General features: G+C 47.7%; 21 protein-coding genes and 1 pseudogene. 16 read left to right on the top strand and 6 right to left on the bottom strand.

Going from position 1 to position 18,367, the window contains the following annotated elements:
• Positions 1-8 precede the first annotated feature (8 nt).
• Together ACLIN2_RS27315 and ACLIN2_RS27310 are read left to right on the top strand one after the other, a co-directional pair.
• A complete protein-coding gene (locus ACLIN2_RS27315; protein WP_411502679.1) occupies positions 9-371 on the top strand; it encodes a flagellar protein FliT in 363 nt (120 codons plus the stop codon).
• Positions 372-438: 67 nt separating this feature from the next.
• Entirely contained in the window at positions 439-1,668 is a 1,230-nt protein-coding gene (locus ACLIN2_RS27310; protein ID WP_411502678.1) for a glycosyltransferase family protein, read from the top strand.
• 5 nt (positions 1,669-1,673) lie between these two features.
• Here ACLIN2_RS27310 and ACLIN2_RS27305 read toward each other — a convergent pair whose 3' ends face one another.
• The 5 genes and pseudogenes from ACLIN2_RS27305 to ACLIN2_RS27285 form a co-directional block, all read right to left on the bottom strand.
• The gene (locus tag ACLIN2_RS27305) at positions 1,674-2,075 is read right to left on the bottom strand and encodes a hypothetical protein (RefSeq protein ID WP_411502677.1); all 402 of its coding nucleotides are present in this window, start codon (positions 2,073-2,075) and stop codon (positions 1,674-1,676) included.
• Positions 2,076-2,156: 81 nt separating this feature from the next.
• A pseudogene (locus tag ACLIN2_RS27300) lies at positions 2,157-2,264 on the bottom strand (DUF2920 family protein); the annotation flags it as partial.
• A 190-nt stretch (positions 2,265-2,454) separates the two neighbouring features.
• The gene (locus ACLIN2_RS27295) at positions 2,455-3,672 is read right to left on the bottom strand and encodes an IS256 family transposase (RefSeq protein ID WP_411502676.1); all 1,218 of its coding nucleotides are present in this window, start codon (positions 3,670-3,672) and stop codon (positions 2,455-2,457) included.
• A 56-nt stretch (positions 3,673-3,728) separates the two neighbouring features.
• A complete protein-coding gene (locus ACLIN2_RS27290) occupies positions 3,729-4,253 on the bottom strand; it encodes a hypothetical protein (protein ID WP_411502675.1) in 525 nt (174 codons plus the stop codon).
• Positions 4,254-4,314: 61 nt separating this feature from the next.
• Positions 4,315-4,488, bottom strand: coding sequence for a putative motility protein (locus ACLIN2_RS27285; protein ID WP_411502674.1), 174 nt, complete (start codon positions 4,486-4,488; stop codon positions 4,315-4,317).
• Positions 4,489-4,642: 154 nt separating this feature from the next.
• Here ACLIN2_RS27285 and ACLIN2_RS27280 point away from each other — a divergent pair, with 154 nt between their 5' ends.
• The 5 genes from ACLIN2_RS27280 (at position 4,643) to cspD (ending at position 8,389) form a co-directional block, all read left to right on the top strand.
• Complete coding sequence (locus tag ACLIN2_RS27280) at positions 4,643-5,452, top strand: motility protein A (protein WP_092275519.1); 810 nt, start codon at positions 4,643-4,645, stop codon at positions 5,450-5,452.
• Positions 5,445-6,248, top strand: coding sequence for an OmpA family protein (locus tag ACLIN2_RS27275; protein ID WP_411502673.1), 804 nt, complete (start codon positions 5,445-5,447; stop codon positions 6,246-6,248). Before ACLIN2_RS27280 ends, ACLIN2_RS27275 begins: the two co-directional genes overlap by 8 nt.
• Positions 6,249-6,540: 292 nt before the next feature.
• Positions 6,541-7,338, top strand: coding sequence for a basic amino acid ABC transporter substrate-binding protein (locus ACLIN2_RS27270; RefSeq protein WP_092275525.1), 798 nt, complete (start codon positions 6,541-6,543; stop codon positions 7,336-7,338).
• A 79-nt stretch (positions 7,339-7,417) separates the two neighbouring features.
• Positions 7,418-8,098 (top strand): amino acid ABC transporter permease, encoded by a 681-nt coding sequence (locus ACLIN2_RS27265; protein ID WP_175530597.1) that lies wholly within the window; start codon positions 7,418-7,420, stop codon positions 8,096-8,098.
• 93 nt (positions 8,099-8,191) lie between these two features.
• Positions 8,192-8,389 (top strand): cold-shock protein CspD, encoded by a 198-nt coding sequence (cspD, locus tag ACLIN2_RS27260; RefSeq protein ID WP_055746341.1) that lies wholly within the window; start codon positions 8,192-8,194, stop codon positions 8,387-8,389.
• 53 nt (positions 8,390-8,442) lie between these two features.
• Here the strand turns inward: cspD and ACLIN2_RS27255 are convergent, their stop codons facing one another.
• Complete coding sequence (locus tag ACLIN2_RS27255) at positions 8,443-9,495, bottom strand: HD-GYP domain-containing protein (protein WP_411502672.1); 1,053 nt, start codon at positions 9,493-9,495, stop codon at positions 8,443-8,445.
• 211 nt (positions 9,496-9,706) lie between these two features.
• On the opposite strand from ACLIN2_RS27255, the gene hpf reads away from it, so the two are divergent.
• The 9 genes from hpf to argB all read left to right on the top strand — a co-directional run bounded on the left by hpf (position 9,707) and on the right by argB (position 18,362).
• Positions 9,707-10,267 (top strand): ribosome hibernation-promoting factor, HPF/YfiA family, encoded by a 561-nt coding sequence (gene hpf, locus ACLIN2_RS27250; RefSeq protein ID WP_310235758.1) that lies wholly within the window; start codon positions 9,707-9,709, stop codon positions 10,265-10,267.
• A 210-nt stretch (positions 10,268-10,477) separates the two neighbouring features.
• Complete coding sequence (gene secA / locus ACLIN2_RS27245; protein WP_400588197.1) at positions 10,478-13,000, top strand: preprotein translocase subunit SecA; 2,523 nt, start codon at positions 10,478-10,480, stop codon at positions 12,998-13,000.
• Positions 13,001-13,246: 246 nt separating this feature from the next.
• Positions 13,247-13,699 (top strand): hypothetical protein, encoded by a 453-nt coding sequence (locus tag ACLIN2_RS27240; RefSeq protein WP_400588198.1) that lies wholly within the window; start codon positions 13,247-13,249, stop codon positions 13,697-13,699.
• Between the two features lie 118 nt (positions 13,700-13,817).
• A protein-coding gene (prfB, locus tag ACLIN2_RS27235; protein ID WP_411502671.1) for a peptide chain release factor 2 occupies positions 13,818-14,931 on the top strand; the annotation gives its coding sequence in 2 pieces (ribosomal slippage) (positions 13,818-13,898 and positions 13,900-14,931; 1,113 coding nt in all).
• A gap of 140 nt (positions 14,932-15,071) precedes the next feature.
• Positions 15,072-15,470, top strand: coding sequence for a VOC family protein (locus tag ACLIN2_RS27230; protein WP_400588199.1), 399 nt, complete (start codon positions 15,072-15,074; stop codon positions 15,468-15,470).
• 77 nt (positions 15,471-15,547) lie between these two features.
• Positions 15,548-15,817 (top strand): YciI family protein, encoded by a 270-nt coding sequence (locus ACLIN2_RS27225; RefSeq protein ID WP_092275543.1) that lies wholly within the window; start codon positions 15,548-15,550, stop codon positions 15,815-15,817.
• A gap of 71 nt (positions 15,818-15,888) precedes the next feature.
• On the top strand, positions 15,889-16,251 hold the full coding sequence (gene cccB, locus ACLIN2_RS27220; RefSeq protein WP_092275546.1) for a cytochrome c551: 363 nt from the start codon (positions 15,889-15,891) through the stop codon (positions 16,249-16,251).
• 251 nt (positions 16,252-16,502) lie between these two features.
• A complete protein-coding gene (argC, locus tag ACLIN2_RS27215; protein WP_122960716.1) occupies positions 16,503-17,546 on the top strand; it encodes an N-acetyl-gamma-glutamyl-phosphate reductase in 1,044 nt (347 codons plus the stop codon).
• A gap of 15 nt (positions 17,547-17,561) precedes the next feature.
• Positions 17,562-18,362: an acetylglutamate kinase gene (argB, locus tag ACLIN2_RS27210; protein WP_411502670.1), complete on the top strand. Its 801-nt coding sequence runs from the start codon at positions 17,562-17,564 to the stop codon at positions 18,360-18,362.
• The last annotated feature ends 5 nt before the right edge of the window (positions 18,363-18,367 follow it).

Here is an 18,367-nt window from a genome sequence, read left to right as displayed (position 1 = left end):
GGTTGCAAATGAATCGGATGGATGAGCTTGCAGACGAATTACTTCAGTTAACCCTTCAAATTCAGGAACAACTTCTTACAGAAGATTCAGACCCGAATGAGTGGTTGAATTTCTTAGATAAGCGTGATATTGTGATGTCGCAAATTGATCAGTTAATGGCAGAGGGTTTGACCTTATCGGATTCGCAGAAACAGGTACTACAAAATGGGTATCAACTGAACCAAAAGATTTTACCGCTCATGGATGCTCGTCTACAAAAATTACAAGGTAAAATGGCTGTGCTTCAAAAAAGTAAGATGGCGGTTAGTACGTACAATGATGTTGATACAGGTCCTAATGGATATGGTGCCTTTTTTGATCGCAGAAAATAATGAAACGGCCGGAAGCCTCGGCCGTTTCATTCGTTATTAGAATAGGTCTTTTATGATGGAGGTCTTCATGGAAACAATTATCGTTTTTAAAGGCAGTAGTCAATATGATGTTCTCCGATATTTTGCCAATGACTTAGCTCGTGCTTTTGGGAAGTTCAATTATGAAGTGGAAATAATCGATCTTAATCAAGACCATTGGGATGAAAAACTTATATCTATTTTGGGATCAAAGAAGGTAGCTTTTTTCGTGGGATTAAATGGAGTTGGGATACAGATGGATCTGAATGGTGAATCCTTGTTTACAAACATGAAAACGCCTTTCGTTGCCTATCTAGTTGATCATCCTATGTATCATATCAACCGATTGGAAAGCGCAATGCATAACAACGTAATTGTCTCATGTATGGATGTTGAACATATCAATTATTTAAGACATATGGGTGCTGAATTTGCTAGGGCGTTTACGACACTGTTTATCCCACATGGTTCTTACGTCAATAAAAATGATCTCATTTCGGCAAAGCAGTCTGCGGATCGACCGATCGATATTCTATTTGCCGGAAGTTATATTGATCCAGACGAGATCCGTTCGAAATGGAAAAATTCATCGTCTAGTATCTTAGGAAAAGTGGCAGATGCTATTGCGGAAGAGGCATTGGAGTCGGAATGCGTACCTATTCACGAAATTACAAAAAAGATACTAGTGGATAAAGGGATTCTTTTGTCAGATTCCCTTCACTTAGAATTTTGGCATTTATTGATGAGTGTGGATAGTTATGTAAGAAATAAGATTAGAAGAGACATTATTGAGCACTTACATACCCTTGAATACAGAGTCGATATTTTTGGAAACGGATGGGATCAATTGAATTTAGCATCACGAGCTAATTTTCTAATCAATAATAATATGAGCTTTTTAGGGATTCAAAAGAAAATGAAAGAGGCAAAAATGACATTAAATATTACACCAACCATTCATGCTGGTGGCCATGAGCGAATCTTTACCTCTATGCTAATGGGGAGCGTAGCGCTCTCGACGAACAATCGCTACCTACGCACAAATTTCAAACACGGTGAAAGTATTCTTTTATTTAGTAGCAAAAATATGAATGAGCTTTCCCGTGTTCTTGAGGAGCATCTCAAGAACACAGAAAAATTGAATATAATCGCGCAAAATGGCAAAGAGATTGCTAGTGGTGAACATACATGGGAAAATCGAGCACTTGAAATAATCGAGTCCGTTAGAATGTATACTTTATTGCAAAAAACGAAAGAGACTAGAATGCAACAGAAATAAGTAGATTAGTTAGAATTCAATCCCTTTTTGGCCGTTCTTAATAATGGAATACCATGAGTGTAATCTAAGTAATAATCTTGAACTGGACTTTCGATGGTCATGGGGGTCAACTTGAAAATAGTCGATTTTTCAAATTGTTTTTCGCCCATAACGAAATCAAATAATGCTAAAAAATCTGCCCCCAGACCGTGAGTTGTAGACTTGAAAATGTGACCATCTATACCGGCTTCCGATATCTCGTGATAATGGCAATGGGGAAGGACATTGCAGAAAGCTCGTTTCAGCGTGTGGGGGATTAATGTATCATTTGTTCCATGGAAGCAATACACCTCACAGGTTGTATTTATGAGTGTATATAGATTGGGAAGGTAAAGAAGTGTTTCATCCATCTCGATCTGCGAAGCCAAGTATTCAAAGGATACTCCAAGCAAAATATTTCCTACAGTATAATTTGTGTATCTCTTGCCTTTTAAAAACAGAGGAAACAGCCAAGAAGAATTGTCGATTAATAAGGTGAAGAGGTTGGGTGCAAATACATTGCACAAATAGCTTAGGTAGGCACCGTGGGAGTGACCATAAGCAATGATTTTATTCGAATTAAATGGGAATGTAAATTATTTTGTGTAAATGGGTTTTTAAGAAATGAATAGCTACATCAAAGGCTTTACATGGAGGGGCGGGCATGATAGGCTGGTTCGCCGTGCGATGCATGTCTTTACAAGAATCGCCCGATCGCAAGATCTCATGCCCGCAGAGGCTCCATGTCAAGCCGGCTCAACAGTTGGATTAGGCGGACAGCTCCGCTTGCAATCGGTCTCCAAAATGGATGGCAAGCTGCGATATACATTCTTTCCAACTCCTGACTGGCATAGTCCACTTCTTCGAAGCCTCAATAGTTGCAAGATAGATGATCTTTCGTAGGGCATCGTCAGATGGATAGGCAGTTTTCGTTTTTGTTACCTTGCGGAGTTGACGGTGATATCCCTCAATAACATTCGTGGTGTAGATCATCTTGCGAATCTCTGGAGGATAGTTAAAATAAGCGGTCAACTCAATCCAGTTATTTTCCCAGGAACGTATAATAATAGGATACTTCTTCTCCCATCTGTCTTTAAAAGTAGAGAAGGCAACCTCGGCTTCTTCTAATGTAAGAGCTTGATAGACTTTCTTTAAGTCTGCCAAGACTAGCTTTTCTTCTTTGAAGGGGACATATTTCATGGAATTCCGTATCTGGTGGATGACGCATAGCTGAATCTGAGTTCTCGGGAATGCAGCATGAATTGCCTCTGAAAACCCTGAAAGTCCGTCCTTACAAGCAATCAGGATATCTTCTACCCCGCGACTTTTCAACTCCGTACACACATTTAGCCAAAAGCTAGCACTCTCGTGCTCACCAATCCATATACCCAAAATGTCCTTATGTCCAGACATGGTAATACCTAGAACGCTGTATGCTGCTTTATTGATGATCCGATTATCTTGGCGAACTTTAAAGTGGATAGCATCAAGAAATACAATGGGGTAAACGCGGTCAAGCGGTCTGCATTGCCATTCCGCTACCATTGGCATGATCTTATCCGTTACTTTACTGACCATCGCCGCTGACACCTCGATCCCATATAAATCCTTCATGTGCTCCTCGATGTCTCGCGTAGACATTCCTTTCGCATAGAGAGCAATGATTTGCTCTTCTAAACCATTTACGGTAGTCTCGTGTTTTTTCACAATATGAGGTTCAAATTCGCCGTTGCGATCACGAGGCACACGAAGTTCGGTGTTGCCAAACTTCGTTTTCACCGTCTTTTTGCTGTAGCCATTTCGACTATTGCCAGTATGGTCGCCGTCGGAACTATGCTTGTTGTAGCCTAAGTGATCATCCATTTCAGCTTCAAACAACTGCTGGATTGTGTCACGAAACAGGTCCTTCAGCATCACATGGACATCCTCGATGGTGCGGCAATCCTTTGCTAATTCTTTGATCGTAAGATCCCTTTTGTCTTGCATAAATGATCATCTCCTTAATGGCAAGTTTAACCATTTACACAAAACTTTTTACGCTCTCAATTAAATTGATAGCCATTATCCTGAAGTATTTTAACGACATAGCATACAGCCGTAATATTATCTAGTGCCTGCATGATACCCATGTCATTAAAATTACTGATGCTTTCCTCCAGCATCTCATCTACCAATATTCGCGAGTTGTAGTTCTTTCCCACGCTCGTAAACGCAGAAAAATCAAGACCATTCCTAAAAATAGAGTTCAGTTCAGCAGGAGTTACAATATTTTGTAGTTGGCTGTATAGAGAACCTTTATTTAAGTTTTGAGAGGCCTGCATGAATTCATGTCCGAAATAATCACATTGTACAGTAACAAGATCATATTTGTCTGCGAAAGTTTGGCGCATTTTTGCGTACACCTTTGAGTTGGCATTTCCACCAAATCCGGCGATTAGCAATAAAATTCCAGTATCTTCAGTAACGCCTAGGTCTGGTTCGGAAAAATATACGTTAAAGGTCCTTTCACTATTATTGTTGTAAATATTAGGGTGAGCAGACCAATTTATATGATAATCTTTTGCCAACGTAATCGCTCCTTATGAAATGAAATAAAAAAGAGACCAGCTTCAAGCTGGTCTAATTGGGTCAAGCTTTGATATCCAGAACCTTACCCAAAGTTGGATGACTCGCCTGCGCCTGAACATTTTGCGTCGTATTCGCGAGGCCTTCGAGCAGAATAGATGCTTGAGCCTGCGTAGTATCCTGCACTTGTTTCATAACACTAACATTCACCGCTTGTTGCAATTGTACAGCATTCATGGTGGTTCACCTCTGCGCTAGATTTGCCTTTCACCATTTATATCGACATTTCCTGTATTTTCCGTTACAGTCCAGATACGATATCTGTGCCTTGTGAAAACTACCATCTGCTATACTATACCCATCTCGCCCAAACACTAGGAAGGTGACACCATTGTCCACAAAACGCCGCTCGCTGCTCCTGATCGGGGCCGTCCTGCTCATCTTCGTCCACGCGGTCTACCTGAACGGCAGCCTCGCTGATTTGATAAATCCGACCGCGATCGAGCTGGTCGCGCTCTCGGTGATCATTTCGTTTGCGATCAAGCGCAAGCATCTGGATCTGAAAAAAATTATAAATCTGCTCATCCACGGCCGTGAGAGCAACGTCGAGGAGACCATCAAGCGCTTCTACTATTACGCGCTCGTCCAGAAAGAACAGGGATATATCGCGCTCGAAAAGGAGCTCCAGCAAGAAAAAGACTCGTTCGTTCAGCGCGGCAGCCTGCTCGCGATCGAGGGTGTTCCAGAGGACGAGCTGCGGCTGATTCTGGAAAACGAGCTGAAAGGGGAGCAGTACCGCTACCAGCAGTCTGCGGGTTTTTTCCGGCTCATCAGCTTGCTGGCGCCCGGGATGGGGCTGGTTGGTACCTTGCTTGGGATGACAGGCGTTCTGAAGTCCCTCTCCGACTTTAGCGTGACCGGACACAGTCTGAGCGCGGCCGTGGTTGCGACCTTGTACGGAGCACTTCTGGCCAACCTGCTGGCTCTGCCATGCTACTACCGCATGATGGATATCTATGACCGGGAAATGTTTGAAAAGCGCCTGTTTATTGAAGGCTGTGTCGGCTTGCAGCGGATGGAGACGCCGCGCTTGCTGTTCGAAAAATTGAATTCGTTCCTGCCAGGTGACCAGAAGCTGGTGCTGATCAAAGAGGCGGGCAGTACGAAAGGAACGATTGAAAGGCAGGATCGCTATGCATAATGATCGGCTGTACGATGAAAAGGAGCTGGAGAAAAGCTGGCTGCTCAGCTACAGCGATCTGATTACTCTCTTGTTTGTCATCGTGGTGATTATTGCCGCATCCCAGGCTAACAACATCCAATCGCAGCGTGAAGAGGCGCGAAAGGAAAGCGTGGAGCAGCAGGCGACCCTCAAGCAGGTGCATGAGAGCCTGGATCTCTTGAATCTGCAAAAACTGGAGCTGCAGCGGGAAGTGCATCAGCTGGAAGCGCAGAAAAAGTCGCTGACGGGCACAGAACAAGACAACGCAGATGTTGCTTTGGCAGTGAAGCCCCCACCCCCCATTGGGTCGCAGGATAAAGACGCTGCTGAGCGCGATATGGAGACAGTCCGAACGCAGCTTTCCTCCGCATTGGCAGAACTGAATCTCGATTTCGAAGAGACAGAAGAGGGATTGCGCATCCGTCTGCCCGTAAGCATTTTGTTTACGAGCGGATCCTCTGAGCTGAAGGACCAAGGAAAGCAGGTGGTGGGGACAGTCGCTGGGGTATTGCAGCGTTTTGGCAACCGGGTGAGAATCGAGGGCTATACGGATGATACACCGATTGCCCGTAGTGCCTACCAAACCAACTGGGAGCTTTCCACAGGACGCGCTATTGCAGTAATGCGGGAAATGGTTGATGCGTACAGTTTGCCGTCCACCCGATTTACCGTGGCGGGGCTGGGAGAATCCAAGCCATTGGTGGATAATTCGAACGAGGAGAACCGCGCTCGCAATCGCAGAGTAGAGATTATCATTTTAGCGGAAAAAGAATAATTCATATTTTTCTGCAAATATATTGGATTTTGAGAAGGATTCCTGTGTATCAGATAGAAGTATATCTGACAGGAATCTTTCTTTTTTTCTGACCATTTTCCGTTCGATCTAGGTGCCGCACTCTCGCAAAATCGCGCCTTGCGACCGGAAAATAGTTATGCCCAGCTTGTGCACAACCGCATGTGGATAATGTGGACAACTCTGTGGAGAACGCAAAAAACACGTTATTTGGTTGTGGATAATGTTGGGGAAAAGCTGTACACACAGAGATAGAATCAAGGGGGTTTTACAGTTGAAGATCGGGAAAAAGTGGTTGGCAACACTTGCGTTGACCGTTGGGGTGGGACTTTTGGTCTCAGCATGTGGATCGGGTGGTCAGCAAGCATCAGGTGGTTCTGCAGCGTCAGGAGGGGACAGCAAAGTATATGTGGTAGGTACGGACGCTGCTTATCCGCCATTTGAAAAAATGGAAGCGGACAAAATCACCGGTTTTGACATTGATGTTATTCAAGCAGTTGCAGATGCAGGTGGCTTCAAGATCGAAGTGAAGAACACCGGTTGGGATCCTTTGTTTGATGGCATTGACAAAGGGAATGTCGATTTGGGCATCTCCGCAGTGACGATTACAGATGAGCGTAAACAAAAATATGATTTCTCGGAACCCTACTTTGATGCAAACCAGCTGATTCTTTTACCGGAGGATACGACGGTTACCAAGCTGGCTGATCTGAAAGGGAAGAAGATCGGGGTACAATCGGCGACGACAGGCGAGCAGGTCGTGAAAAAAGCCTTTGGCGATACGTATGAAGGAATTAAAGGCTTCGACGATACGCCATCCGCTGTGGACGATTTCTTTGTGGGCCGTGTAGATGCGGTTGTGGCTGACAATGCCGTTCTGCAGGATTATGCGAAAAAAGTGAAAGACAAAAAGTTCAAGCTGATCAAGGACGATTCGTTCGAGGTCGAACACTATGGCATCATGGTGAAAAAAGGCAATGCAGACCTGCTGAACAAAATCAACCAAGGTCTGAAAACAATTAAAGAAAACGGAAAGCTGAAAGAAATCAACGAAAAGTACTTCGGTCAGTAATGGCTGAGAATAGCCCCGGGGCGGGTGCGTCTATTGGCGTACCCGTTCCTTGTGCTCGGATGACTTTTTGGAAGGTGGAATGGGTTTGGATTGGAGCGTAGTCTATGATTATCGGGAATTATTTATACGTGGTGTATGGAATACAGTACTTCTGACGACGGTTGCGGTCATTTGCGGGACGATCCTGGGCTTGTTCATCGGTTTGGGAAAGATGTCGGATAAGATTTACTTGAAAGCACCGGCCGCCATTTATGTAGAGCTGTTTCGCGGCACGCCTTTATTTCTTCAGATTCTCTTGATCCACACGGCTGTGATTCCAGGCATTTGGGGACTGTTTTTTCCTGAAGCGAAAGTACCGGAAGCTCTCTTTTCCGGTTTTGTAGCCCTGACCTTGAACGCAGCGGCTTATATCGCGGAGATCTTTCGAGCGGGGATTCAATCGATTGATCCGGGTCAAATGGAAGCCGCGCGATCGCTGGGAATGACAAAGGGAATGGCCATGCGGTTAATTACCATTCCCCAAGCATTTTTACGCATGCTGCCTGCGCTCGGAAATGAGTTTATAGCGTTGCTGAAGGATTCTTCCTTGCTCGCTATCATTTCGACACCAGAACTCGGCTATGCCGCTTTCAACATCGCCAAAAACACCTTCGAGCGCTTCCCGCCGTATCTCACCTCAGGGGCAATCTATCTGGTGCTCACCTTGTTCCTCTCCCGCGTTGTCGTGAGAGGACTGGAGAAAAAATATACTCCTAAATAAAGGGAATGACTGTCGTCGTTTTGGGTAAACTAGGAACGAACGCTGCAGGATACTTATCCTAATTTTTTGCAAAAGAAAGGGTTGTGCTGTTTCATGCAAGGCAAAGTAAAATGGTTTAACGCAGAAAAAGGTTTCGGTTTCATCGAGCGGGAGGGTGGCGATGATGTATTCGTCCACTTCTCAGCTATCCAATCAGACGGTTTTCGTAGTCTGGAAGAGGGCCAAGCTGTAGAGTTTGATATTGTGGAAGGCGATCGAGGTCCACAAGCAGCTAACGTGGTCAAATTGTAGAAAAACACATGAAATCCCCCTGGCCCAAAGTTGGGTCCAGGGGGATTAGTATATCAGCTGATCATTTTATGAATATGTAGCTGGCGGTGCTGTCGCAAATCGAGGAATTCCTCTCCGCGACGCACCAGAGGACGCATGGGCTCATCGGTATGAATCATAATAATTTCGACGTCATCCCCGTTGCTCAAGACGGCCTTGGAGCCGACGTACAACAGGACGATGTAATGAATAAAACGGGAAACAATTAAAGGGTTCAGCTTGCCCGTGCAGGCTTGTTCCCATAAGATATGAGCGGCTTCGAAAGGTGAAGTGCCTCTGCGATAGACGCGGTCGGTACAGATGGCATCAAAAACATCTGCGACACTGATGATTTGACATTCAAAGGGAAGCGAGTCATTGCTTCGAGCTTGCGGGTAACCGGTGCCATCCAGACGCTCGTGATGCAATAACGCACACAGAGCCATCAGCTCGCTGGCATCTTCCATGGATTGCAGCAGCTTGTATCCGTATTTTGTGTGCTGCTTCATGATCGCGTATTCTGCATCAGACAGACGTCCTGGCTTGTTCAGCAGTTCATCGGGAATCATCATTTTTCCGACATCGTGCAAAAGACCGCTTTGCCCCAGAAAGTAAATATCCTGCTCCGATCTCCCTAACAGCTTTCCTATGAGGGCAGCTACGATGCCGACATTCAAAGAATGGCGATACGTATAGTTATCCGTTCCTTCTTTTAAGTAAATGAAGCGGAGAAAACCCCAGCGCTGCAATACTTGATCGAGCAAAGGGTAAAAAGCATCGTTGAAATGCTTCAAGGGCGGGACTGTGCCCGAGGCGATTTGTTGGAACAATCTTTTTGTGTGCTGCACGGCCTGCATGTATTGGCGTGCTGCTTGGACTTCACTCCAATGCAAAACAGGGAGAGGCATCTCGGGCTCCGAACCGTGATCCGAGATGTGGATGTTTTGGACTTGATGGGCTTCTAGCAGCCGTATGTCACTCTGATGCAGTACTGCTCCAGCGGGCAGGAGCAGCAGGCCGTACTCATTGTTAACGTCTTGTGCAAGTGTTGCTCCGATAAGAGAATGGGAAGGTTTCACCTCTGCCATGAGGATTCCTCCTGTGCGATATACGACCGCGAAATATGATGAGTAGAGTGACTACTAGGGTATTATATCATAGGGAACATAGTAAGTATTGGTAAAATTCTGTCGATTGTTAACGTAATGTAAATATTTAGTATCATTTTTTGATGGGAAACAGGAGGATTATTTACATGGACGGCGAATATTCTTAACTAGACGGAAGGAGGTTGGAACCATGAAATTTAACATTCGTGGAGAAAACATTCAAGTCACCGCAGCACTTCGAGAGTATGTGGAAAAGAAAGTCGGCCGTCTCGAAAAATATTTTGAAACACCACAGCCTACCGATGTCCATGTAACGATGAGAGTACATCGAGGAGAAGGCACGATCGAGGTAACCATCCCGCTCGGCGGGGTAATTATCCGGGCAGAGGAAACGCACGAGGATATGTATGCTGCTATCGATCTTGTGGTAGAAAAGCTGGAACGCCAGATTCGCAAGCACAAAACGAAGCTGATGAGACAACTGAGGGTGGATACTATTAGCAAGCAACCTCAGCGTGAAAATCAGCAAGTTGCAGTAGCGCTTGCCGAAGACAGCGAGGAAGAAGACGTGGACATTAACATCGTCCGCACGAAAAGATTCGATTTCAAACCGATGGATGCTCATGAAGCAGTGATGCAAATGGATATGCTGGGGCACAGCTTTTTCGTCTTCCAGAATAGCGACACGAACGATGTGAGCGTGGTGTATCGCCGAAATGACGGCCGATACGGTTTGATTGAACCGAAATAACGAAACTTTATCTCAAATCACTCGTATAAGACTAGGGAGTTGCTATTGGCAACTCCCTTTACTTGTGTATATGTGAAACAATTTGTTAAAATAGATTTTTAGAGAGAGTTGAATTTCGGAGAATCGGTATTCCTGCTTCAGGGATACGTTGAGCACTCCTATAAATAGGCGGTTCGGTCTGTTTAGGGAGCATATGGAAGGGGTGTCCTCATGTTAGGACTCGTTAAAAAGATTTTTGGCGATAGCAATGAGCGCGAAGTCAAAAAAATGTTTAAGCGCGTAGAATCCATCAATGCGCTGGAACCAAGCATAGCGGCACTCTCTGACGAGCAGCTGCGTGAAAAGACAGTGGAATTTAAGGCGCGCCTGCAAAACGGAGAGGATCTGGACAAGATTTTGAACGAAGCGTTTGCCGTCGTTCGGGAAGCATCCAAACGGGTTCTCGGCATGAGGCACTTTGACGTTCAGCTGATCGGTGGTATGGTCCTGCAAGAAGGACGCATCTCCGAGATGAAGACCGGTGAAGGGAAAACGCTGGTAGCAACACTGGCTACCTATCTCAATGCCCTGCTGGGAAAAGGTGTTCACGTTGTAACCGTCAACGAATACTTGGCAGAACGTGACTCGTCCATCATGGGCCAGTTGTACAACTTTTTGGGACTCACCGTTGGTCTGAACAAAAATGGACTGGATGCCGAAGAAAAACGGGCAGCCTACGCGTGCGATATTACTTACGGTACCAACAATGAATTCGGCTTTGACTACCTGCGTGACAACATGGTGCTGTACAAAGAACAGATGGTACAACGTCCGCTGTTCTACGCCATCATCGACGAAGTGGACAGCATCCTGATCGACGAAGCGCGTACGCCGCTGATCATTTCTGGTTCTGCGAATCGTTCGACAGAGCTGTACTACATTTGCTCGCACTTCGTCAAACGCATGGAGCAAGACAAAGACTTTACGATTGATGAAAAGCTGAAAATCGTTTCCTTGACAGATGATGGTGTCAGCAAGGTCGAGCAAGCTTTCAATATCGAAAACCTGTATGACACCGCGCACATGACGCTGAACCATCACATCACTGCGGCTTTGAAAGCACAAGTGCTGTTCAAGCGCGACGTAGACTACGTGGTTCAGGAAGGCGAAGTTGTGATCGTTGACGAGTTCACAGGTCGTCTGATGGTGGGACGTCGTTACAGCGATGGTCTGCACCAAGCGATTGAAGCCAAGGAAGGTCTGCGCGTTCAAAGCGAGAGCATGACGCTCGCGACCATTACCCTGCAAAACTACTTCCGTATGTATCAAAAGCTGTCCGGTATGACCGGTACGGCGAAAACGGAAGAAGAAGAATTCAAGAAGATTTACGGGCTCGATGTTGTTGTGATCCCAACGAACAAACCAGTAGCGCGTATCGACCTGCCAGACCTGGTGTTTAAAACAGAGGCAGCCAAGTATCGCGCGGTTGTGAACGACATCGTAGAGCGCCATAAAAAAGGCCAGCCGATTCTGGTCGGTACCATTTCCATTGAAAACTCTGAGCGTCTGTCTCAGATGCTGAAGCAAAAAGGTGTTCCGCACAACGTCTTGAACGCCAAGCAGCATGCTCGCGAGGCAGAGATCGTAGCACGTGCCGGTCAATACGGTGCAGTTACCATCGCAACCAACATGGCAGGTCGTGGTACGGACATTCAGCTGGGCGAAGGTGTAGCTGATTTGGGCGGCTTGCACATCATCGGTACGGAGCGTCACGAGAGCCGTCGTATTGATAATCAGCTGCGCGGTCGTGCCGGCCGTCAAGGGGACCCGGGTTCGTCCCAATTTTTCCTGTCGATGCAGGATGAGCTGATGCGTCGCTTTGGTGCCGACAATATCATGAACATGATGGACCGCTTGGGTATGGAAGAAGACATGCCGATCGAGAGCCGTCTCGTTACACGCGCTGTCGAATCTGCTCAAAAACGGGTAGAGGGCTCCAACTTCGATGCTCGTAAAGGCGTCCTGCAGTACGACGACGTCATGAACCAGCAGCGTTTGGTGATCTACAAGCAGCGCCGCGACATTTTGGAGCAGGAAAACCTGAGCGAGATCGCACTTGGCATGCTGAACAGCGTCCTTGCACGCAATGTTGAGCTGCATTGTCCAAAAGACGAGGTACCAGAGGATTGGGACCTGCAAGCTCTGGCGGATGCAGCCAACAATACCTTCCTGCATGATGAAACGATTACCGCAAAAATGCTGAAAGGCAAAGAAGCGGAAGAAATCATGGAACTGCTGAAAAACGAAGTATCCAAGCAATACGCACAGCGTGAAGCGGAGATTGGCGATATGATTCGCGAGTTTGAAAAAGTGGTCATCCTGCGTGCGGTCGACAGCAAATGGATGGATCACATCGATGCGATGGATCAGCTGCGTCAAGGGATTCACTTGCGCGCGTACGGTCAAAACGATCCATTGCGCGAGTACCAATTCGAGGGCTACGAAATGTTCCAATCCATGGTGGCTGCTGTGGAGGAAGAAGTGGCTATGTATATCATGAAGGCAGAAGTCAGCCAAAACCTGGAGCGCCAGGATGTCATTCGCGGGCAAGGCATGGATCCAAGCCAGCTCCAAACCTCTGGACCATCCGAGCGTCCTGACGATGAGACTTCCGGTGATGCCGATCCGAAAAACCGTGCGCAGCGCCGTGCACAGGAGCAGGAGCGCCGCCGCAGCAACAAGCGCAATCAATAATGGCCCAAACGCCAAAGCATCCCTTCCAAACAGCGAAAGCTGCGGAAGGGATGTTTTTTTCTGCTTCAATCCCTCCTGCATAGACAGCGTTCGTCCCGATCCTGTGTTCCTCGTCGGCATCGGCACGTCGATTTGTCTAACACTGGAAAAAGCCATCGAACGATTCTAGTGGAAAAGATTTGTAAAAACCATAGAATCATAGGTACAACACTTTTTTCCAAATACACGATGACGGGGGAATGAACAATGAAGGCGTCAGTCAACGTGATGGGCATACAAGCAGTAAGCATCCTGGAGCGAATTGCCGGTACATTAAAAGCGGTGCTGCGTGTAGGAAAAGAAAATAGATCGGTACAAATCATCAGTGAAAAAGAGGAGCAATCCTACAAAAAGCCAATCGAGGTGTTTACGGCAAGGGACGCAGTCTTTGCTGAAGAAAGAGTCGTTTCAGAAATTCCGCAGACGCTCTGGATGAACGCCTTTGTGGTTGATCCCAAGGTACTCACAGACAAAGGAAAAACCGGGCAACCAATAGAAGTGAATAACGAATACAAAAAAGTGAATAAACATACATCCGGTAAAAAACGAGCGACAACATCGCGAGGCGGCCATTTAACACTGGTGAAGGCAAAACAGGTGGGGACACCCTCCAGAGAAATCCGAGATCTCCGCTCCTCGCCATCACCACCGGCTCGCTGAGTGGCTAAAAACAGAAAAACCAATCACCTTCCCCCTATCTGGCACTGAAGTCAGGTTGCGGATCTGGCAAATTACGATACAATAAACATAGCTTACAGAAGAGAAGGTGATTCGCAACATGGCATTAATCGATATTGCGGACATCAAACAAGAGATGTCCAGTATGGCTAAGCGTTTAGCAGATATCAGGGGGTCTCTTTGACCTCCCAGTAAAAGAGGCGCGTATCGGGGAACTGGAAGAGCGCATGCTGGCACCAGATTTCTGGGATGACAACGATGCAGCGCAGAAAACGATCAGTGAACTGAACGCCGTAAGAAGTCTCGTGGAGACGATGGGCAAGCTGGATTCCCAGTACGAGGACCTGCAGCTGATGCTCGAGCTGGTCATTGAAGAAGGGGATCAGTCCCTCATCCAGGATTTGTACGACAGCACCCAAGAGCTGAGGAAAGCTTTTGAGAGCTTTGAGCTGGAACTGTTGCTGAGCGATCAGTACGATAAGAACAATGCAATCCTGGAGCTGCACCCTGGCGCGGGTGGAACGGAATCTCAGGATTGGGCATCCATGCTCCTGCGCATGTATACACGCTGGGGCGATGCCAAAGGCTTCAAGGTGGAAACCCTGGACTATCTTCCAGGGGACGAAGCGGGTGTCAAAAGCGTCACGCTTTTGATCAAAGGACATAATGCTTACGGGTATTTGAAATCAGAAAAAGGGGTTCATCGACTCGTACGCATTTCGCCATTCGACGCATCCGGACGTCGGCATACTTCCTTTGTGTCCTGCAACGTTCTTCCAGAAATTGAAGACGATAATGCAATCGACATTCGCTCGGAGGACCTCAAGATCGATACGTATCGTTCCAGTGGTGCCGGCGGTCAGCACATCAATACGACCGACTCCGCAGTCCGGATCACCCACTTGCCATCGGGTATCGTCGTGACGTGTCAAACAGAGCGTTCGCAGATCAAAAACCGTGAGCGTGCGATGAAAATGCTGACAGCACGATTGTTTGAGCGCAAACGGGAAGAGCAGGAAAAAACGATGGCAGCCATTCAGGGTGAGCAAAAAGACATCGCATGGGGCAGCCAGATCCGTTCCTATGTCTTCCACCCGTACAGCCTGGTCAAGGACCACCGCACCAACGTAGAGGTAGGCAACGTGCAAGCGGTCATGGACGGGGAGATTGACGTTTTCATCGACGGTTACTTGAGATCTCAAATTAAACAGTAATCAAAGGGTAAAGCGGCGAGGGTGCAACCTGCCGCTTTTTTTATGGCCACGCACCTGTACCTGTATCCCATGGTAGGCAGCAGGTTGTGACAGTGGTAAAATTCGAAATAAACAGACGAACACTGGAGAGGAGAGCACGCATGATCAAAAAAGCAGAGCATGTAGCCATCATCGTTACAGATATGGACAAGTCAATTGCATTTTACCAGGAGATGTTTGGCTATCAGGTACGTCTGAGGGGAGAGGGAGCCACTCGTGAGATGGCTTTTTTGTTTCACGAAAACCAGCCAAGCTTTGAGATTGAGCTGATTCGCGACCTGCAGCCAATGGCCGATTACGCAGCAGTAGGGATTGTTAATCACCTGGCATTTACAGTTGATAATATCGACGAAGCCATCGCCTACTATCGGGAGAGAGGCATCACGTTTAAAACAGAGGGGCCAACCCCTTCCCTGGATGGAGGCAGAATAATTCTCTTTGATGGACCGGAAGGCGAATTGCTGCAATTTGTAGAGCCGGGCAAGGACCGAAAGCGATAAAAGGTTTACCATCTCATCGGCAAAGTGGTAATTTGATTAAAGGAATGAATGCATACCCAAACAAAGGAGCGATTCTCATGTTGTATGTAGCGTTTTTACCGATTATCAATCAAGAACTGAATGCAAAAGTAAGACCTGCCCACCTGGAATACCTCAACGACTTGTACAAGCAGGATAAGGTTTTTATGGCAGGTCCTTTCACAGATAAAGAGGGAGGCCTCGTCATTTACAAGGCGTCTTCCCTGGAGGAAGCACGGAAGCTGGCAGAAGCAGATCCCGTAGTTGCAGAAGGAGCGCGTACTTTGGAGCTGCGTGAATGGAGCCCACTGGAGCTGCCGCTGACGTAATTTAAGGAATGAGTTTGGGATCTATGAGGCATACTTAGCGAAGAATTATCTAGAAAAGGAGGAAACAGCCCATGAAACGTTCATCACTGTTTGTGGTTGCGGCTGTACTCGTATTCTCGCTAAGTGCCTGTGGCGGAGGAAACACTGCACAACCGCCGGCCAACCAGCCTTCTACCGAAACACCGTCCACGACTGCTCCATCGGGTAGCTACGATGCAGCAACTGCGGAAGCCTTGTTCAAAAATACTTGTGCAGGCTGCCACGGTCAAACTCTGGAAGGTGCTGTAGGTCCGAATCTCCAAAAAGTTGGCGGGCAGCTGAGCAAAGATCAGATTTTGGAAATTTTGAATAACGGTAAAGGCGCCATGCCCCCTGGTTTGGTAAAGGGTGCCGATGCAGAAACACTGGCAGCGTGGCTGGCAGATAAGAAATAAGCAGGTTCGATCCAAGGAAGCGTCCGAGCATATCGGGCGCTTTTTCAACGTATAGGAATTTATAAGCTTTAGGCTTATGAATTCCGGAGCGCATGAAAACTTTCCGCTAAAACGCGGTCGCTCCTTCTTGAATTGGCCTCGATAGAGGTTTTCTTACGTTCTTCCGGTTTTTAGGGTTGTATTCTCCGTGAATTTTTATTATTATTCATGTATAAAAATACAGAAAATTCAGCGGAGAAGGGGAGAGATCTATGATTCGGGTCGGGATTGTTGGGGCTACCGGTTACGGTGGAGCGGAATTGATTCGCTTGCTGGCGGGACACCCTCATGTGCAAATAGCCAACTTGTATTCAAGCTCAGCCGAAGGAGAGTCGTTGGAAAAAACGTTTCCGCACGTGAGCGGACTGGGGCTGCCGAAATTGGCGCCAATCGATGCTCAGAGCATGAGCAAGGATAACGATGTCATCTTCCTGGCAACTCCAGCGGGTGTAAGTGCAGATCTTTCTCCGCAATTGATGAAGCTCGGTGGTACAAAGGTCATCGACTTGTCGGGGGATTTCCGACTGGAGTGCGCCGATGCCTACCGGAACTGGTACAAGAAAGAGCCCGCCCCAGCAGAGTGGGTGGAAAAAGCGGTGTACGGCTTGACGGAGTGGAACTACGAGCAAGTGGCAGGAGCATCGCTCGTCGCCAATCCTGGCTGCTATCCGACTGCTACCTTGCTGGCTTTGATCCCCCTGATGCAAAAAGGATGGGTGAAGCCGGACAGCTGGATCGTCGACGCGAAATCCGGTGTATCGGGAGCGGGACGCGGCTTGTCTATGGGGGTCCACTACAGTGAAATCAATGAGAGCATTCATGCCTATAAGGTTGCGAAGCATCAGCATACACCTGAAATTGAGCAGGAGCTGGCAAAACAATCGGGTATAGCATCACTCGTGCAATTTACTCCCCACTTGGTTCCGATGACCCGCGGGATTCTGGTAACGGCATATGGTCAGCTGGAAACAAAAGTGACACAGGCGCAGGCTCAAGAGCTTTTCGAAGCCACTTATGCGGATAAGCCTTTTGTACGCGTACGCCCGGCAGGATCCCATCCCCATACCAAAGAAGTGCTGGGCTCCAACTACTGCGATATCTCGGTGCATGTAGACGAACGTACGGGTCGCGTCATTGTCCTGTCTGTCATTGACAACATGGTCAAAGGGGCAGCAGGTCAAGCGCTCCAAAACATGAACGTCATGTTCCAAATTCCAGAGAAAGCTGGACTGCCGCTCGTGCCGGTATTCCCGTAAAGAGGAGGAAAGAGGATGGAGGGAATTATCGTCATCAAATGCGGCGGCTCGACGATGGAGCAGCTGCCGGATACCTTCTTTCAAGCCATTGCCAAGCTGCAAGGCGAGGGGAAACCAATCGTCATCGTTCACGGCGGCGGACCGGCTATCAACGGGATGCTGGATAAGGTGCAAATCACACCGCAGTTTGTCGATGGATTGCGCGTGACCTGCGAGGATACCTTGCGCGTGGTGGAAATGGTGCTGTGCGGGAGCATTAACAAAGCGCTGGTGCGGCGACTGACGCAAGCAGGGGCAAAGGCTTGGGGAGCGAGCGGGATCGACGGTCAGACCTTGATCGCGGAAAAGACGACCAAGCCACTCGGATGGGTAGGCGAGGTCAAGCAAGCGGATACAACCATTCCTCTGGCGATCCTCGGTCAAGGCTATGTTCCGGTCATCGCGCCTCTGTCTGTGAGCGCAGATGGCTCCGATGCCTTTAATGTGAATGCAGATATTGCAGCAGGAGCCATCGCGGCTTCGTTGTCGGCCGAGAAGCTGGTCATGGTAACAGATGTTCCAGGTATTCTGCGACCGTTGCCAGATGGCAGCAAGGAGCTTGTACAGGAAACGAGCGCAGGCGAGATCCATCAGATGATCGCAGATGACGTGATTACTGGCGGAATGATTCCGAAGGTTCAGGCTGCTCTGGATGCTTTGAGCCAAGGCGTCAATCAGGTCGTTATTTGCCGGGGAACGGCTGAGGACCTATTGGCAGTCAGCGCAGGAGAAGCAGTCGGAACCACAGTGCGGATGAACGTGATTCAACCACAATAGGAGGG

Origin of the sequence: Brevibacillus centrosporus (assembly GCF_046622605.1) — a bacterium.
Taxonomy (GTDB): Bacteria; Bacillota; Bacilli; order Brevibacillales; family Brevibacillaceae; genus Brevibacillus; species Brevibacillus centrosporus.
This window is presented reverse-complemented; position numbering and strand designations above follow the sequence as displayed.

What these genes read in the sequence shown, in the direction of transcription:
- cccB (WP_092275546.1), top strand. Translation starts at nt 15,889, where the DNA reads ATGAAACGTTCATCACTGTTTGTGGTTGCGGCTGTACTCGTATTCTCG.
- ACLIN2_RS27225 (WP_092275543.1), top strand. Translation starts at nt 15,548, where the DNA reads ATGTTGTATGTAGCGTTTTTACCGATTATCAATCAAGAACTGAATGCA.
- hpf (WP_310235758.1), top strand. Translation starts at nt 9,707, where the DNA reads ATGAAATTTAACATTCGTGGAGAAAACATTCAAGTCACCGCAGCACTT.
- ACLIN2_RS27310 (WP_411502678.1), top strand. Translation starts at nt 439, where the DNA reads ATGGAAACAATTATCGTTTTTAAAGGCAGTAGTCAATATGATGTTCTC.
- ACLIN2_RS27255 (WP_411502672.1), bottom strand. Translation starts at nt 9,495, where the DNA reads ATGGCAGAGGTGAAACCTTCCCATTCTCTTATCGGAGCAACACTTGCA.
- ACLIN2_RS27240 (WP_400588198.1), top strand. Translation starts at nt 13,247, where the DNA reads ATGAAGGCGTCAGTCAACGTGATGGGCATACAAGCAGTAAGCATCCTG.
- ACLIN2_RS27315 (WP_411502679.1), top strand. Translation starts at nt 9, where the DNA reads ATGAATCGGATGGATGAGCTTGCAGACGAATTACTTCAGTTAACCCTT.
- argB (WP_411502670.1), top strand. Translation starts at nt 17,562, where the DNA reads ATGGAGGGAATTATCGTCATCAAATGCGGCGGCTCGACGATGGAGCAG.
- ACLIN2_RS27295 (WP_411502676.1), bottom strand. Translation starts at nt 3,672, where the DNA reads ATGCAAGACAAAAGGGATCTTACGATCAAAGAATTAGCAAAGGATTGC.
- ACLIN2_RS27275 (WP_411502673.1), top strand. Translation starts at nt 5,445, where the DNA reads ATGCATAATGATCGGCTGTACGATGAAAAGGAGCTGGAGAAAAGCTGG.
- cspD (WP_055746341.1), top strand. Translation starts at nt 8,192, where the DNA reads ATGCAAGGCAAAGTAAAATGGTTTAACGCAGAAAAAGGTTTCGGTTTC.
- ACLIN2_RS27285 (WP_411502674.1), bottom strand. Translation starts at nt 4,488, where the DNA reads ATGAATGCTGTACAATTGCAACAAGCGGTGAATGTTAGTGTTATGAAA.
- argC (WP_122960716.1), top strand. Translation starts at nt 16,503, where the DNA reads ATGATTCGGGTCGGGATTGTTGGGGCTACCGGTTACGGTGGAGCGGAA.
- secA (WP_400588197.1), top strand. Translation starts at nt 10,478, where the DNA reads ATGTTAGGACTCGTTAAAAAGATTTTTGGCGATAGCAATGAGCGCGAA.
- ACLIN2_RS27230 (WP_400588199.1), top strand. Translation starts at nt 15,072, where the DNA reads ATGATCAAAAAAGCAGAGCATGTAGCCATCATCGTTACAGATATGGAC.
- ACLIN2_RS27265 (WP_175530597.1), top strand. Translation starts at nt 7,418, where the DNA reads ATGGGTTTGGATTGGAGCGTAGTCTATGATTATCGGGAATTATTTATA.